Annotated in this window: 14 protein-coding genes; 5 read left to right on the top strand and 9 right to left on the bottom strand. The window is 39.9% G+C overall.

Annotated elements, in window-relative coordinates; all coding sequences use genetic code 11:
• Position 1: 1 nt before the first annotated feature.
• The gene (locus A33I_RS17855; RefSeq protein ID WP_022629683.1) at positions 2 to 538 is read right to left on the bottom strand and encodes a helix-turn-helix domain-containing protein; all 537 of its coding nucleotides are present in this window, start codon (positions 536 to 538) and stop codon (positions 2 to 4) included.
• A gap of 122 nt (positions 539 to 660) precedes the next feature.
• Positions 661 to 2,076 (bottom strand): alanine/glycine:cation symporter family protein, encoded by a 1,416-nt coding sequence (locus A33I_RS17850; RefSeq protein WP_022629682.1) that lies wholly within the window; start codon positions 2,074 to 2,076, stop codon positions 661 to 663.
• 179 nt (positions 2,077 to 2,255) lie between these two features.
• Here A33I_RS17850 and A33I_RS17845 point away from each other — a divergent pair, with 179 nt between their 5' ends.
• The 3 genes from A33I_RS17845 (at position 2,256) to alr (ending at position 5,968) form a co-directional block, all read left to right on the top strand.
• Positions 2,256 to 3,488, top strand: a complete 1,233-nt coding sequence (locus A33I_RS17845) for a PucR family transcriptional regulator (RefSeq protein ID WP_022629681.1) — start codon at positions 2,256 to 2,258, stop codon at positions 3,486 to 3,488.
• 132 nt (positions 3,489 to 3,620) lie between these two features.
• On the top strand, positions 3,621 to 4,754 hold the full coding sequence (ald, locus tag A33I_RS17840) for an alanine dehydrogenase (RefSeq protein ID WP_022629680.1): 1,134 nt from the start codon (positions 3,621 to 3,623) through the stop codon (positions 4,752 to 4,754).
• Positions 4,755 to 4,852: 98 nt separating this feature from the next.
• A complete protein-coding gene (alr, locus tag A33I_RS17835) occupies positions 4,853 to 5,968 on the top strand; it encodes an alanine racemase (RefSeq protein WP_022629679.1) in 1,116 nt (371 codons plus the stop codon).
• A 143-nt stretch (positions 5,969 to 6,111) separates the two neighbouring features.
• On the opposite strand, the gene A33I_RS17830 is transcribed toward alr, so the two are convergent.
• From A33I_RS17830 to A33I_RS17805, 6 genes are all read right to left on the bottom strand, one after another.
• Positions 6,112 to 6,837 (bottom strand): hypothetical protein, encoded by a 726-nt coding sequence (locus A33I_RS17830; protein WP_022629678.1) that lies wholly within the window; start codon positions 6,835 to 6,837, stop codon positions 6,112 to 6,114.
• Between the two features lie 19 nt (positions 6,838 to 6,856).
• On the bottom strand, positions 6,857 to 7,513 hold the full coding sequence (locus A33I_RS17825) for a hypothetical protein (RefSeq protein ID WP_022629677.1): 657 nt from the start codon (positions 7,511 to 7,513) through the stop codon (positions 6,857 to 6,859).
• Positions 7,514 to 8,149 carry a YhbD family protein gene (locus A33I_RS17820; RefSeq protein ID WP_022629676.1) on the bottom strand — a complete coding sequence of 212 codons (636 nt, stop codon included), beginning with the start codon at positions 8,147 to 8,149 and terminating at the stop codon, positions 7,514 to 7,516.
• A 216-nt stretch (positions 8,150 to 8,365) separates the two neighbouring features.
• Positions 8,366 to 8,833 (bottom strand): hypothetical protein, encoded by a 468-nt coding sequence (locus tag A33I_RS17815; RefSeq protein WP_022629675.1) that lies wholly within the window; start codon positions 8,831 to 8,833, stop codon positions 8,366 to 8,368.
• Between the two features lie 243 nt (positions 8,834 to 9,076).
• The gene (locus A33I_RS17810) at positions 9,077 to 10,372 is read right to left on the bottom strand and encodes a Zn-dependent hydrolase (protein ID WP_022629674.1); all 1,296 of its coding nucleotides are present in this window, start codon (positions 10,370 to 10,372) and stop codon (positions 9,077 to 9,079) included.
• Between the two features lie 18 nt (positions 10,373 to 10,390).
• The gene (locus A33I_RS17805; protein ID WP_022629673.1) at positions 10,391 to 11,926 is read right to left on the bottom strand and encodes an AbgT family transporter; all 1,536 of its coding nucleotides are present in this window, start codon (positions 11,924 to 11,926) and stop codon (positions 10,391 to 10,393) included.
• A 308-nt stretch (positions 11,927 to 12,234) separates the two neighbouring features.
• On the opposite strand from A33I_RS17805, the gene A33I_RS17800 reads away from it, so the two are divergent.
• Both A33I_RS17800 and A33I_RS20975 read left to right on the top strand, forming a co-directional pair.
• The gene (locus A33I_RS17800) at positions 12,235 to 14,091 is read left to right on the top strand and encodes a helix-turn-helix domain-containing protein (protein WP_022629672.1); all 1,857 of its coding nucleotides are present in this window, start codon (positions 12,235 to 12,237) and stop codon (positions 14,089 to 14,091) included.
• Positions 14,092 to 14,165: 74 nt separating this feature from the next.
• Positions 14,166 to 14,321 (top strand): hypothetical protein, encoded by a 156-nt coding sequence (locus A33I_RS20975; RefSeq protein WP_022629671.1) that lies wholly within the window; start codon positions 14,166 to 14,168, stop codon positions 14,319 to 14,321.
• A gap of 56 nt (positions 14,322 to 14,377) precedes the next feature.
• Here the strand turns inward: A33I_RS20975 and ade are convergent, their stop codons facing one another.
• Positions 14,378 to 16,132 (bottom strand): adenine deaminase, encoded by a 1,755-nt coding sequence (ade, locus tag A33I_RS17795; RefSeq protein ID WP_031311815.1) that lies wholly within the window; start codon positions 16,130 to 16,132, stop codon positions 14,378 to 14,380.
• Positions 16,133 to 16,162 lie beyond the last annotated feature (30 nt).

Below are 16,162 nucleotides of genomic sequence, written 5' to 3'. Positions count from 1 at the left end.
TTCATTCCACCTCTGGTATTGAAATGGTTGCTAACGTCCGTGCACGTCTATCTTTATTCGGTTTCTTCTCCACTGCTTTCTTAATGAGCTGACCAAGATTTTCAGCAAACTCTTCAAACTCTTCATCACTTAGGTGCATCGTAGTCTGCCAATATCCTAGCCCATCTTCTTTATATGAAGCCGGTTGTTTACTCATGACATACCGTTCAAATTCTTTTGCTAAATTAGCTTGATAGGTCATAAAATAACGAAGATGTTCTTCAGGTGCTGTTTCTTCTAATTCCTTATCTGTGATCGCTAAATTCTCAACCAGCACGGCATATACTTTTTCTACTGTTCCTCTTACTTTGTTCGTTTCCACCACGTGAATCAATTCAGCGTCTGACAACATTTTTAAATGGCGGTACATTGTTGCTTGTGGTACATCGCCTAAATGATCAATCAGCTGCTGTACTGTTTGGTTAGGAGATTTAACAAGTTCCTGAATAATTCTCATACGAATAGGATGAAGCATGATATCTGCTTTCTTTTCAGCCAAAATTTTCCCTCCCTCTTTATTATTATCATTTTATATAATGATAATAATATACTTTATAATATATGTCTACCTTCTCCATAAAAAAGAGGCTCTGTCTTTATGACAGAACCTCTTTGAGCTAGTTAACTTGCTTGTTTTGCAGTTGTTTTAGCTGCTTCATAGAAATTATTAAAATAATCATTTGTCTCAGCTACAATGACTTTCCAAAGCAATAATAAGGCAATTAAGTTTGGAATCATCATCAATGCATTGGCCATATCTGCAAATGCCCATACTGTTGCCAGATTTGCTACAGTACCGACTCCACAAGCTGCGATGTACACTAGACGATAGCCTGCGATACCTTTTGAGCCTGCAAGGTATTCAAAGCACTTCTCGCCGTACACATACCAGCCGACAATCGTCGAGAAACCAAAGAAGATTACTGAGAATGAAACGATATATTCACCAACTACTCCAAGGACCGAGCCGAACGCAGCACTTGTTAATGCACCGCCTTCAAGCGTTGCATCATGAGCAACCCCTGATAAGACACCGCCTGATGGATCCCAGAAGCCTGTAATTAATAATGTCAGCCCCGTCATTGTACAAACAACGATCGTTACAATAAATGTACCCGTCATTGCTACAAGAGCTTGTTTTACCGGGTGGTCTGCACGAGCGTTACCAGCAATTAATGCTGCGGTACCAAGACCAGCTTCATTTGAGAAAATACCACGAGCAACCCCATTACGAATTGCTTCAGAAACGACGATTCCTAAGAAACCACCAGCTGCCGCTACAGGATTAAAGGCATAATAGAAAATTAGTTCAAAAGCAGGAATGATCATATCATAATTTAATATCAAGATGATTAATGCCCCACCCATATATAGGAAAGCCATAATTGGAACAAAGAAACTTGCAACCGTACTAATACGCTGAATACCACCAAAAATAATGACACTTACTAATACTACTAGGATTAAACCAGTTACCCAGTTTGCCATACCAAAGCTGTTGCTCGTTACATCCGCAATCGTATTTGATTGTACACTGTTGCCAATACCTAGAGCGGCAAAGGCACCGAATAAAGCAAAGGCAATAGCAAGACCTTTAAACTTCCGACCGAGCCCTCGCTCAATGTAATACATCGGACCACTGGAGTACTCACCTTTATCATTCTTTACACGGTATTTAACAGCAAGTAATGCCTCGCCATATTTTGTTGCCATACCTAGTAAACCAACAATCCACATCCAGAAAATTGCCCCAGGACCACCTAGCGTAATTGCAGTAGCTACCCCGGCAATATTACCATTACCAATTGTTGCCGCAAGCGCTGTCATCAATGCTTTAAAATGACTTACATCACCTTCAGCTGCAGCATCTTTACTATCTTCTTTACCAAAACCAATCTTAAATGCATAAATAAGACGACGGAATTGCAACCCTTTTAAAACGAAGGTTAAAAATAAGCCTGTCCCAAATAATAAGATTAAACTTGGCGGACCCCATAATACATTATTAATCTTTCCTAGTATGTCTAAGATGTCCATCACATTCACTCCCCACAGATAACGCTTTCATATATTATAATAAGATTGTATATGTTATTCTAACATGACGATGCAAGCTTTTGTTTGTGAGAGCACACAAACTGAAAACGCTTCACTTGTGATTTTAAACAAAAAGACTGACGACTTATGTCTTATTTTATAGAGTAAGGAGTTTTCCCATGAGCGATAACAAACTCAAATCTTTCAACCGGCAGTTTGATTCATTAGAAGAATTTGTTGATGCAATCAGCGAACGTCTTCAATGTCCTGTAACTATTGAAGATTCAAATCACCATCTGCTTGCCTATAGTTCTCATGATGACGGAACGGATGCGGCCAGGATTTCAACTATTATCGGCAGACGTGTTCCAGAGAAAGTCATTAATCGCTTTTGGAAAGAAGGAGTGATCCCAACCCTTAATCAAAGTGATGAACCGCTTATTATCCCGCAAATCAACGATATCGGGCTTGGCAATCGTGTTGCCGTATCCATCCGAAAAAACAATGAAGTGCTTGGCTACATTTGGGTGCTTGAAGTTGGTCGAAAGCTTACGGCTGACGACCTAGCCGACTTAAAGTTCGCTGCAAGCAAAGCCAAAAACCAGCTGCTTCAATTAAACATGCAAAAGAAAAAGAAAGAAAAGAATCATCAGGAACTGCTGTGGCAGTTGATTACAGGAGATGCCAGAGACCACAAGCATATCGCTGATCAGCTTTCGAAAATAGGGATTAACCCCACTAAACCGCTGGCTGTGATTTTATTCAATTTTGAAGTAATGTCCGATGATTTGTATAAAAAGCTTGTTTATGTTGCAAAGACGACTCAAAAAGTAACGATTTTAATTCAGACCTTGGATGAGAATCAAGTCGTCTTTCTCGTTTCTTCCCCTGCTTCAAATGATTTTGTAAAAGATACAAAGGAGTTTGTGGAAACTTTTAAAGCTCAAGTAAGGGAACGTTTTGGGATAATGGAAGTTACCGCGGGCTGCGGGTATGCGTACGACAATTACGAGTGGATTAAGAGGAGCTATGATGAAGCAACAAAGGTCATCACGTTAAAACAAACCTTTACTAAAGAGCTTCAATCAGCCGCTTTTTATCATGAACTTGGGGTATTTCGCTACATTGATCTGATACGTCAAACAATTAAAGAACAGGAAATGACGGTTAACCCTGCTATCCGCAAGCTTGAAAAGTATGATTTAGAGCACCGGACTAATCTGCTTGAGACATTAGGTATCATCCTAGACAAAGACGGCAACATGAATGAAGCAGCAAAAGAGCTTCATTGTCATGTGAATACATTAAATTACCGTCTTAAACGGATTCAAGAGATTGCAAACATTCAATTAAAAGACCCCGTTCAGAAAATTGGTCTCTATTTAGATATGAAGGTCTATTTAAAACGCTAGTCAATGATTTGGACCATTTGTTAAAAACAACAAAAAAACGTTTACATTTTTAATTTTACGCACAATGCGCTCCTCCTTTTGTGGATTTATACTAACGATATAACAAACATCCGACTTAGGGGGACGAAAAACATGATTATCGGTATTCCAAAAGAAATTAAAAATAATGAAAACCGCGTAGCAATTACACCAGCAGGAGTTGTTGCTTTAACAAAAGCAGGTCACGACATTCTAATCGAACAAGGCGCTGGAATTGGAAGCGGATTTGAAGATGTAGATTACACAGCTGCTGGAGCAACAATTATTCCAGAAGCGAAAGATGTATGGGCTAAAGCTGAAATGGTGATGAAAGTTAAAGAACCATTAAGCTCTGAATATGGCTACTTCCGCAAAGGATTAATCCTATTCACATACCTTCACCTAGCTGCTGAGCCTGAACTTGCAAAAGCACTAGTAGACAGCGGCGTTATTGCGATCGCTTATGAAACAGTTGAAGTAAACCGCACTCTTCCTCTTTTAACTCCTATGAGTGAAGTAGCTGGACGCATGGCATCACAAATTGGTGCTCAATTCCTAGAGAAGTCTAAAGGCGGAAAAGGAATTCTATTATCAGGTGTTCCTGGAGTAAAACGTGGTAAAGTAACAATCATCGGCGGCGGTGTTGTTGGTACAAACGCAGCTAAAATTGCTGTAGGTCTTGGTGCTGATGTAACACTTATCGACTTAAGTGCAGATCGTCTTCGCCAGCTTGATGATCAATTCGGAAACGACATTCAAACACTTATGTCTAACCCGCTTAACATTGCTGAGGCAGTAAAAGAATCTGACTTAGTAATCGGTGCTGTATTAATTCCTGGTGCAAAAGCTCCTAAGCTTGTAACAGAGGAAATGATCAAATCAATGACTCCTGGATCTGTAGTTGTTGACGTAGCGATTGACCAAGGCGGTATCATTGAAACAGTTGATCAAATTACAACACACGATAACCCAACTTACACAAAACACGGTGTTGTTCACTATGCAGTTGCTAACATGCCTGGAGCTGTTCCGCGTACATCAACAATCGGCTTAACAAACGTAACAATTCCTTACGCTATGCAGATTGCTAACAAAGGCGTAGAAAAAGCGGTTGCTGAGAACCCTGCACTTGCTCTTGGTGTAAACGTTGCAAACGGTGATGTAACATACAACGCTGTAGCACGTGATCTTGGATATGAGTTAGTATCTGTAGAAGATGCATTAAAGAAAACACCTGTTCAAGCATAAGAATCTACTATAATATAGACTTACACGCACCCCCTCGGTCACCTTAGACTGAGGGGGTCTATTAAAAGATACGCTTATTTGTAAAAGGAGTTTGCCAGATGAAGACGAGCAGTTTTAGAAACACCTATGCACAAATCTCATTACAAGCCCTAAAAGAAAATGCAGCTTCTTTTAAAGCTTCCCTCCAATCTCCTGCATGCAGTTTAATGGCAGTTGTAAAAGGAGACGGGTATGGACACGGGGCAATTGTTGCAGCTAGGTCAGCCTTAAGCGGCGGGGCAGATTATTTAGGGGTAGCCATTCTTGATGAAGCGATTGAGCTTCGGGATGCAGGAATTGAAGCACCTATTTTAGTGTTAGGCTATACCTCTCCACATGCGTTACGAGAAGCGATTTCTCGCAATATTACACTCACTGTGTTTTCTACTGATGTTCGGGATGCTTTGCTTGAGATGGCTTCTGAGGCCGAATCGCCAATAAAGGTTCATATAAAAACGGAAACAGGAATGGGCCGAGTAGGTGTGCAGACCAAAGAAGAGCTGCTCGACGTCATAACTCCTCTCTATCAACATAACAATATTGAAGTAGAAGGTATTTTCACCCATTTTGCTGAAGCTGATAACCTGCAGTCTACGTACACAGATGAACAATTTGCACGATTTTTATCATTTATTGAGGCAATAGAAGAAGTCGATATGAACGTCCCGATTAAACATTGCTGTAACAGTGCCGGAACTCTCTTTCATAAGGATAAACATCTTGATATGGTACGTGTCGGCATCAGCCTGTACGGGTTAAGACCGGACGTTTCCTTAGAATTCCCAATTGAACTTACTCAGGCAATGCGGTTATTTTCTAGTATTGTATCGCTTAGAAAACTTCCTGAAGGCTCATCAATTAGTTACGGGAGAACGCATAAACTCTCATCTGAAAAAGTTGTAGCTACGATGCCGATCGGATATGCCGACGGTCTTTCCCGGGCCTTATCTAATAAAGGGTTCGTCACTTTACACGGCCAAAAAGCACCGATTTTAGGTCGCGTGTGCATGGACCAGACGATGATCGATGTAACACATATACCAGATGCTGCGCTTGGCGATCATGTGGAATTTCCAATCGATGAGATGGCTGAATTAACAGGGACGATTAATTATGAGATTGTTTGCGCGGTCAGCAAGCGTGTTCCGAGGTATTACGAAGAGAAGTATAGCTAAGAGGTTTATTAGAGTGAGGTAGAATCAAGTAAGTAAGCAAGAAACGCACTGATTATGAAATCAGTGCGTTTTGTTTATCCGTAAGTTTAATTTTTTCAACCGGCTAAGGTCAAGATAAATTATTTAACAAATCTCTGCCTCTTTTAAAACTTCTCCGACTTTTTTACAACAGCTTTTTCCGATATATTAAGATCACTGCTATACTCAACAAATTCAACTTCACACCCAGGTCCGATCTCTACTGTCTTTCCACGTACAACGTTTGCCTTCGTATATTCTAGTTTAACTATGTCACCTTCAATAATATCAGCCTGTAATTCTTTACTTAGCGGTTTAATTAATTTATCTAAATGCAGAATGGGTTGCCGATTTCTCTTAACCGTAATTACTTCTCCTCCAATTTCTTTCACTGATGATTTCCCGTGTAAGATGACTTCAACCTGATCTGCATTTAGTAACCCATCAATGGTAAAAGCACCATTTAGCTCTGCTTTCTCCACTTCACAGTCCCCAGCTACCTTAATAATGCCTTCAAGAAGAATGTCGTCTCCTTTTATAGATTGCTTTACTCGTGTATGCCCTTTGATTTTCATTTTCTGAAAAGATGTATTTCCGTCTATTGTTAAATCACCATACACCTCAACCAGCTCAGAGGAAAGACTTCCCTGTACCTTTGTACTCCCGTTGATAACAGCCCGTTGTGATGTGATACCTCCATTTATTTTTACCGAGCCGTTACACTCAAAATCTTTACATTCTACACCATCATGTATGGCTCCTTGACCGTTTATCTCAACCCTTATAAATGAACCACCACCTGACTCACTATTGCCAGAAAGAATTAAATCCCCTTTTGCTTTTTGAGCCATCCCAAGCTCCCCCTTTTTCTTAAATTTGTTTAACTTGAAAAATATTCTTTGAATCTTTTTCATTATTTTTAAACGTAGATCTATATTCTATTTTTTCAATATGACAATTCGGACCTATTTCAATATCATTTCCTCTCACTATTTTTGCTGTAGTATGTTCTAGATAAATGGTATCTCCTTCTATAATTTCTGCTTCTAATGTGTAAGAACGTTTCATGTAACTTCTACTTTTAACGGTGATTTTCTCACTGCCAATTTCAAAGACTCTGCTAGGAGCTACTAGTAAATTAACCTGCAAATCGCCAACATTCAACAATCCTGAGATGTTAAAGCCCCCTTCAAGCTTCATTTCTTCCAGCTCCACATTTTCAGCACCCGTTAGAAAACCTCTCATATCAAGCTTATTTGCTTTTATCGACTTTTTAACTTGCAGCTTTCCAACAATTTTTAGTTCATTACTGCTTAATCTTTCATCTATAATAAGATCACCCGTTACATGCACTTGTTCCATTGTCGCATTTCCATTTATATGACATTCCCCAATAACCTTGGTTTCTTTGGAACGAAGGTCTTCATAAATTTCCCCTTTTCCAGTGACTTTAATTTTTTCATAGTCGCCGCCAGGATACCTTCCTTCTCCTAGAACTTTTAAATTTCTATTTTTGTCCTTTGTCATTTAAAAGCCTCCTTTTACTAAGGAATTCATTAACGCCTCTAATTCAATTTCAACGTCCAGTAACACAGCCACTTTTGTTTTTTCATCAACATAGAAATCATCAGAGTTTGTAATAAGCAACACTGTTACAACACCCATTTTTCTTAACACAATTAAAGAAGCGCGCTTGTCTTCTAACTTATGGAAGTGATCATGTAATGTTTGGACGATTTGTTTTCCTTCTTCCCATCCCACTTCTCCAGTTTCCAACGATTTATCTAAAAGATATAAATATAGCGACGTCTTGAAGGTAACTGTATCAAGCTCACCAAGTTGTTCTTCATAAATAGAAGCAGCATTAACTGAAACAATGTTTTGTTCAAGTAATTCTTTTAATGATATGTTGATATTCTTCTTCTTTGGAGATAAAGCCTTTGCTAATTCATCTAATGACAGCGTATCCTTTAGTTCTTTAATTCTAGTAATTCTTTCGATCATCTTTTCTTTAGGAAAAAAGGTTTCTTGTCCGGTAAACGTTGATTTTCTGATAAACCATTCTTCTGGTATTAACTCTTTTCTTTTCCAACGATAGAGCTGTCCGTATGTAATGTCCGTTTGTTCTAATAAATCTTTTTTCGAGATTAACACTTCATCCATCCTCTTCACCTCTAGCCTCTAACGTAACATAACAATGTTACGTTGTAAAGATTTGCTTGATATATTGACATTCTCATCCTTTCTAACTTTGGATTTAACAATAAAAACAGGGCTCCCATAAGATCATTATAGAATGACCTCTGGCAGCCCCTGCTTTGCTAAAAAAGCGATCAATGTTATTTTTTACACCCATGCACTTTCTTCTTAAAATGCAGGTTAAGTTAGTTCAATCGCTTCTGTACCTTCTGTTTTTAAAGCATGGAGAATGACACCCTTTATGTATGGAGTCATCTCTCTTAACTTTTCAACATTATAAATACCTACATAGTATTGGATGACCAACCCATCGACAAAAGCAACTAACAGTGATGCTCCATTATTGGTGTGAAGAACAGGATATTCCATGGCCGGATCAAGTTGTTGGAGTTTCATTTTCAGATGCTTGAGCATCTCGGTGAATGATTTGCTGAAAGTCCCTTGATAAATATGACCATTTGAATAACGGCTCAAAACACTCTTGATGTCTTCTAAATTTTTATCATTATAATCCCAAGAATCATACAAAAACTGCTCAATGAAGCTTTCTACAGTTGTGCTTTCATTGCCTTTTACGGCTTTTATATAGTCACTTTCCAGTTGTCTTAATAATTTATCCATACCTTGTTGAGAATCTCTACGTTCCATTACAAACAACCTCCTTTCTCCCCTCTACCCATATGTTGGCTTTTTCAGGCCTATTATTTTGTAATTTTGTTCATTAAGATAACAGAAAAAATAAATTCGATTTAAATTTCTGATCACCAAAAAAATAAGCGTACAAACCCTGCTAATTTGTACGCTTATTCTATGCTGTTCATACTTTCCCTCTCAAAACCTAACCCGTTTCGTTCCTGCCTGCCCCATTTCTTTCTAATCAATTCTATCTCTTTACTCGTTTGCTAAATCCCACAATACATCTTTCATCACTGCTACACCGTCTACACAATCAGCTAAATGCGTAAACTCTTCAGGTGAATGGCTTTTACCGTTTACACTTGGTACAAACACCATGGCTGATGGTACGTATTTGCCCATAATCATCGCATCATGTCCTGCTCCGCTGACAAGCGAACGATAAGCCAGCTGATGCCGCTCACAAGATGCTTTAATTGATTCTTGAATGGACTCGGGAACAACAACTGGATCAATTTTCGTTAATTCCTCATGCTCTACTTGAATGCCTCTACGCTCTGCTATTTCACTCGCTCTCGAGACAATTCTCTTATTCAGCTCAACTAAACTTTCCTTATCAATATCTCTTACATCTACGATGATATTCGTTTTACCAGAGATAACGTTTGCTCCGTTTGGCGAGACATCAATCTTTCCTACAGTCGCAACAGCCGTTTCATTTATTTGTCTTGGAAGTTTCTCTACTTCTAGCATAAATTCAGCTGCCGCACATAACGTATCTTTTCGCAGATGCATTGGAGTATTCCCTGCATGATCTGTTTCTCCAAGGAACGTAAATGATTGCCAAGTCGGTCCTGCAATACCACTCACGATTCCAATCTTTTCATTGTTTAATTCAAGCTGCTTTCCTTGTTCAATATGCAGCTCTAAAAACGCATGAATGTCACTCTTCTCACATTTACCAGCTAAGGCAATCTCAGGATCATATCCTTGTTCCTTCATTGCTTCAGCAATACTCACGCCTTCTTTATCACGGTAAGTGTTAAGCTCTTTTTTTGTGATTTCGCCCATCAACGCCTGGCTGCCAAAGATCCCATTATTGAACCTTGATCCTTCTTCATTAACAAAAATCACGAATTCAATCGAACGTTTAGGGCGCTTCCCTTCTTTCATAAGAGCCTCAATCGCCATAAAAGAGCTGACGCAGCCAAGTGGTCCGTCAAAATAACCACCGTTAGGAACGCTGTCTAAGTGAGATCCCGTCATCACTGCCGGCAGATCAGGGTCCTCTCCTGTATATTTTGCAAATAGATTCCCAAATCCATCTTCTCTTACCTCAAGCCCTGCTTCCTTTATCCAGCTGACAAATAAATTCTTAGCCTGCTTCTCTTCTTCCGTATAAACGAAACGAGTGACACCGCCGTCAGCCGTCTTGCCAAATGCAGCAAGCTCTAAGATTCGGTTAGCAAGTGTGGCAGGGTCAATATGTGGATATTCTGCACATTGATTGACCCCTTCAAGTAAGCGCTCATCTGTAAAAATCGTTTGCATAACACGTACACTCCTATCTTATAAGAAAATATTACTTCCTGGGCCAAGCGGCAGACCAATGAAATACCAAATGATAAAGAAAACAATCCATGCGATCCCAAAGAAAATGCTATATGGGAGCATAACCGCAATTAACGATCCAAGACCAAGATTCTTATCATAACGGCGAGCTAACGCGAGCAAGATTGCAAAATATGCAAACATTGGTGTAATCGGGTTTGTAATCGAATCGCCAATTCGATAAGCCAGCTGCGTGAATGCCGGATCATAGCCAAGCAGCATAAACATCGGAACAAATACCGGTCCTAAAATCGCCCATTTTGCCGAAGAGCTTCCAATAAATAAATTCAATCCAGCGCTAATGATGATAAAGCCGATTAACAATGGCAGACCTGTAAAATTCAAGCTTTTCAAGAGATCGGCTCCTGAAATCGCTAAGATAATCCCTAAATTACTCCAGTTAAAATACGAGATAAATTGAGCCGCGAAGAATGCCAGGATAATGTACATCCCCATCGTTCCCATAGATTTCGCCATCGTATCTGCGACATCTTTGTCAGAACGCACAGTTTTTGTGATAAAACCATACGTCAACGCAGGGAATAGAAATAGTCCCATAATAATTGGTACTAGCGAGCTCATGAACGGTGAAATAACAATTCCTCCATCATCTGCACGAAGAACGCCGCTCTCAGGAACAATCATCAAAGCAATGACAGCAAGGTACGCTAGTGTTGTCACCCCTGCCCACTTTAATCCTTTATTCTCAAGTGCTGTGAGCTTCTCTAGTTTCATCTGTGGTCCTGTGTATGTACCTAAACGCGGTTCAACGATCTTATCTGTGATCCAAACAGCGAGAGGAACAATAATAAATGCCGAACCTGCTAAGAAATAATAGTTCATTGCTGGATTGGCAATGAATTCAGAATCAATAATCTGGCCTGCCTCTTGCGTAAATCCAGCAAGAAGAGCATCAAGCATATTTACAATAAGGTTAGCACTAAAGCCCCCTGCAACCGCAGCATATGCCGCTACCATCCCTGCAATTGGATGGCGTCCTACACTCATAAAGACAAGCGCTGCGATCGGCGGCAGGACGATAAAGCCTGCGTCTCCAGCCATATTCGCTAAAATACCAGCAAATACAATTGATACAGTAATAAGAACTTTCGGTGAACCCAGTACCACTTTCTTTAATAAAGCAGATATAAGTCCTACTCCCTCAGCTACGCCAACGCCGATCATTGTTACGAGCACCAGGCCAAGCGGCGGGAATTGAGCAAAGTTTGTGACCATTTGTGTCATGATCATTTGAATTCCATCACGCGTGAGAAGACTGATCGCTTCAACCGTTTCATCCGTTGCCGGGTTAATCACGCTCACTCCTGCCATGGCAGCAAAATGCGAAGCGATAATGACTAGCACAGCAAAAATGATGAAAAGCGTTACAGGATCTGGAAGCTTGTTCCCTACTTTTTCAATCATGTTAAGAAACATCGTAAACAATCCAGATCTCTTTTCTGTTGTGACGTCTTGTTGTGTATTCGGCTGCATCATTTTCTCCCCCTTTTTATTATCAGATAATTTTGATAGTTATGATTATACATAGATTTAGTCTGTTAATGTAACAAAATCCATGCTACTTATTTAGAAATATCACAACATTTTTATCTAATTCACCGCATTACTGCAAGAAAGACAAACGATCTAATTCATTTTTTTGTTTAAATCGATAATATATGAATTCATTTTTTATTAACTGACACATACCTTTACCTTCAAATACATAGTACAATGAATAGTATAATGATTCTGTAAATTAATAAAAGACTGAAGATTAGACAACTAGAGGTGGACGAGCAATGGAAGACACATTAAATCGAAAACAGCTTAAGCTTTTAATGGATGTATCAAACGTCCTGAATTCATCTGTTGATATCGATCACACAATAGATTCGATAATGAGAGAAACCATTAATGCGATTGATGCGGCTGACGGCGGCGTGCTCTTTTTATATGATGAAAAAGAGAATGTTCTTCTGCCCAAATCATCACAAGGGTTTCGCTTGCATAATATTGATAACGTCCGTCTTGCACCTGGAGAATCTATGACAGGCCTCGCTTTTTTGGCTAAGAACTGCTTAGTATTTCCAACACAGGAGTTAATAAAGAAAACAACCTCTTCGATGAATAAAACCAGTTTCATAGAACTTGAAAAAGCGATCCCTCACTACCCTTCTGCTGCCATATGTGCTCCAATTATCCGCGATGGTAAGTCTATCGGTGTGATTACCCTTGACTGTTTTTACTCTAATAAAGAATTTACACAGGAAGACATTAACCTTGTCGAAGCAATCGCCCACCAAGCAGCCGTTGCATTAGAAAAAGCAAATCTCTACAAAGCAAAAGAAGAACACCTGAATGAGATGCAGCACTTAAATGAGAAGATGGTAGAACAAAATGCTCTATTAAAACGGTCTATTGATATCCACTCCAATTTAACCGACCTTGTGTTACATGGTGAAGGGCTCAGCTCAATCATGCATTATATCTATCAAAATATTGGTTATCATGCCATTTTAATAAGTGAGCTTGGCCATGTGATGGCAAGTACTATAGATTCGCCATTTACACCGGCCGAAACGCAAACGCTCCTAAACTCATTAGAAGAAGCTGCAAATGAAACGAATCCTATTAGCCCTATCAAACTCACTTGTAAACAATTAGGCGACGTCTCTGTAGTGTTACTTCCTATTGGATCGGCAGAAGGGAATTTAGGAGTACTTGCGCTGCTTGCAGATGGTGAGATCAGCGAGATGATTTTGGCAGCTCTAGGTCATGCATGCGCTGTTATATCTTTAGAGATTCTTAAGAACCAAGCTGCCTTTGATACAGAACAAACGCTTAAAGGCGAATTTATCGAAGAATTACTCTCCGGAAATGTGGACCGCGCTTTCTTTGAGAGGGCGAAGCATCTTAACCTTTCTGAGAAAGGGCATTTCACTTCATTTATGCTTCGTTTTAGAGAATTTGATGTGACCAATCAATACGATAATCACTTGCAAAGACAGATGGTTGTCCTCATTCAAAAATATATTGATGAGCATCTGCACAGCGGGGTAGCCGTTGCTAAAAATGAGCAAATCCTTGTCGCAATCTCTTTTGAACATCCATCTGCCAGAGAGACGAGGGAATATCAATTAAACGAACTATTGTCGTACATAAAACAACAAATACAGCTGAAAGAATGGAAGACTGACATTCAATGCGGGATCGGCAGAAGCTACACCCATTTAACCCAACTGAAAAAGTCATTCCACGAGGCTTCGAAATGCATCCAATTTTTGCGCAGCTACGATTTGCAGATTGATGAGTTAAGATATCATGACTTAGGCGTTCAGAGGCTTCTCTTGCAAAACACAAAAGAAGAGTTAACTGATTTTGTAGAAGAGACACTAGGCCCGCTTCTTCAGTATGAACGATCTAAAAAAACTGAGTTGCTAGAAACTCTTATACTCTACCTTGATCACAATCAAAATGTAAAAAAGACAGCCGAAGCGATGCATATTCATTTGAACACCTTAGCCTATCGACTTAAACGTGTAGAAACGATTTTAGAAGTAGATTTTCAAGACAGCCGCCAATTTCTTGATGTGCACATGGCGTTGAATTTATATCAATACCTGCAAAAGGGTGCAGTTGAAATTACTAGGATGTAAGTGATTATTTTCAACCTCATCGGGTAAAGGAGATTAAGGAGGAAGGGTGATATACAATCAGAAAGGGTGAGGATATGTCCCTTACAAAAGAAGAGATTCATATGATGTTATATCACTTAATCGATGAGCAGATGATTAAAGTGTACAACTACATTCTCTCATTGCAGAAGGAGAGTCATACTGCTCCTTCTATGGAAGCTGATCGTCAGCTAAAATCTCCCGAACAGTAGAAGTAGAAAACGTACAATAGAAACACAGGCTGCGATTCGTCCGCAGCCTGTTTTTCTTATTCAGCTTCTATTTTTACATGAGCAAATTGCGAGACATCAAATAATCCGGTATCTGTTAGCTTAAGTGCAGGAATAACTGGGAGCGCTAGAAAAGATAAGGTCAAAAACGGGTTCTTATCCTGTTCATAACCTAACTTCTTCAATGCTTCATCAATTTCTTTAATCTGGCGGTTCACCATCTTATAAGGCTCAGATGACATTAAGCCGCCAATTTGAAGGGGTAAGCTTGCGAGAATGTCTTGATGATCTGCTACAACCATCCCTCCCTTTATACGCTCTAGCTCCTTAATCGCAGCAGCAATACTCTCATCATCTGTACCCAAAGCAATAATATTGTGAGAATCATGGGACACAGTGGTAGCAATGGCTCCTTTTTTCAAAGGAATCCCCTTTACAATTCCGACCCCAACATGGCCAAGCTCATGATGACGTTCCGCAACGACAAGTTTTAATTGGTTCTGTTCAACAGATGGTATGAATTCTCCATCTGATATCTTCACCTCTTCAACCAATGCTTCTGTCACAATCGAGCCTAACTTCACACCAATGACTTTCGCTTTATTTGATGCAAGTGGAAGCTTAAATGAGGCCACATCCCACTCTTTCATACGGACGCTGTCTAATAAATAAGAAGGCGGCTCAATTTCGACTCTCAGTTCAGTGACAAATTTGTTGCCTTCAACGACCTTCTCCCCCGCAACGTATACAGCTTCAACTTCCACCTTCTCTAAATCATTTAGCACAAGAAAATCAGCTTGATAGCCTGGTGCAATCGCTCCCTTATCTTTCAACCCAAAGCATTCAGCCGCATTTAAACTCGCAAGTTGAACCGCTTGTACAGGATCCATCCCTAACTTGATTGCTTTACGCACACTGGCATCAATACTTCCTTCTTCTATTAATTCATCTAAATGCTTGTCATCTGTAGCAAACACGTACCTTCTAGCATTATACGGTGTGACGGTTCCAATTAACGCTTCCATATCTTTAGCCGCTGTTCCTTCCCGCATCAGCACATACATCCCGCGAGCTGTTCTCATTGCTGCTTCACTCGCACGCACTGCTTCATGGTCATTTCTAATCCCTGCAGTTAAATAAGTGTTCAGCGCTGTTTCATCAAGTCCGGCTGCATGACCATCAATGATTCTATTTTCTTGATGTGCAGCAAGCAGCTTCGTGACCATCTCTTCGTCTCCATTTAACACCGCAGGATAATCCATCACCTCAGCTAATCCATACGCACCTTTTTCCTTCATAAGACTCCCTGCTTCTTCTGCTGATAAAGAAGCTCCGTTATGTTCAAATGGTGTGGCAGGAACAGAAGAAGGTGCCATGATCTTCACCTCAAGCGGAAGGTATTTCGACGCTTCAATCATATATAAAACAGCTTCAAGTCCGCCTACGTTGGCTATTTCATGCGGGTCAGCGATCACCGTCGTTACCCCGTGTGGAAGAACGACCTTAGCGAATTCTTCTGGAGGTACCATCGCCGATTCAATATGAACATGACCATCAATAAAGGATGGAGAAATGAACTTTCCACTCATATCAATCTCAATCTCGCCTTTATAATCCCCGCAACCAACAATCATTCCGTCACTTATCGCAACATCTGCTTTATATGTGGTTACATTAAATACATCCACCACTGTGGCGTTCTTTAATACCAATTCTGCCTTTTCTCGTTTAGATGCGGCTGCTATTCTTCGTTGTAATTGCTCCTTCTCCAATCTCGTCACTCCTTCAGACATTTTTACTATTGTAGTATGAAACAGCGCCAG

Origin of the sequence: Alkalihalophilus marmarensis DSM 21297, from assembly GCF_000474275.2 — a bacterium.
GTDB lineage: Bacteria > Bacillota > Bacilli > Bacillales > Bacillaceae_D > Alkalihalophilus > Alkalihalophilus marmarensis.
The sequence above is the reverse complement of the archived record's forward strand: the minus strand, read 5'-3'. Positions and strand labels throughout refer to the sequence as shown.

Bases quoted from the DNA above. Each gene is read 5' to 3' on its own strand.
- A33I_RS17800 (WP_022629672.1), top strand. From the start codon at position 12,235: ATGGAAGACACATTAAATCGAAAACAGCTTAAGCTTTTAATGGATGTA.
- ade (WP_031311815.1), bottom strand. From the start codon at position 16,132: ATGTCTGAAGGAGTGACGAGATTGGAGAAGGAGCAATTACAACGAAGA.
- A33I_RS17830 (WP_022629678.1), bottom strand. From the start codon at position 6,837: ATGGCTCAAAAAGCAAAAGGGGATTTAATTCTTTCTGGCAATAGTGAG.
- A33I_RS17850 (WP_022629682.1), bottom strand. From the start codon at position 2,076: ATGGACATCTTAGACATACTAGGAAAGATTAATAATGTATTATGGGGT.
- A33I_RS17845 (WP_022629681.1), top strand. From the start codon at position 2,256: ATGAGCGATAACAAACTCAAATCTTTCAACCGGCAGTTTGATTCATTA.
- ald (WP_022629680.1), top strand. From the start codon at position 3,621: ATGATTATCGGTATTCCAAAAGAAATTAAAAATAATGAAAACCGCGTA.
- A33I_RS17820 (WP_022629676.1), bottom strand. From the start codon at position 8,149: ATGGATGAAGTGTTAATCTCGAAAAAAGATTTATTAGAACAAACGGAC.
- A33I_RS17805 (WP_022629673.1), bottom strand. From the start codon at position 11,926: ATGCAGCCGAATACACAACAAGACGTCACAACAGAAAAGAGATCTGGA.
- A33I_RS20975 (WP_022629671.1), top strand. From the start codon at position 14,166: ATGTCCCTTACAAAAGAAGAGATTCATATGATGTTATATCACTTAATC.
- A33I_RS17815 (WP_022629675.1), bottom strand. From the start codon at position 8,833: ATGGAACGTAGAGATTCTCAACAAGGTATGGATAAATTATTAAGACAA.
- A33I_RS17810 (WP_022629674.1), bottom strand. From the start codon at position 10,372: ATGCAAACGATTTTTACAGATGAGCGCTTACTTGAAGGGGTCAATCAA.
- alr (WP_022629679.1), top strand. From the start codon at position 4,853: ATGAAGACGAGCAGTTTTAGAAACACCTATGCACAAATCTCATTACAA.
- A33I_RS17825 (WP_022629677.1), bottom strand. From the start codon at position 7,513: ATGACAAAGGACAAAAATAGAAATTTAAAAGTTCTAGGAGAAGGAAGG.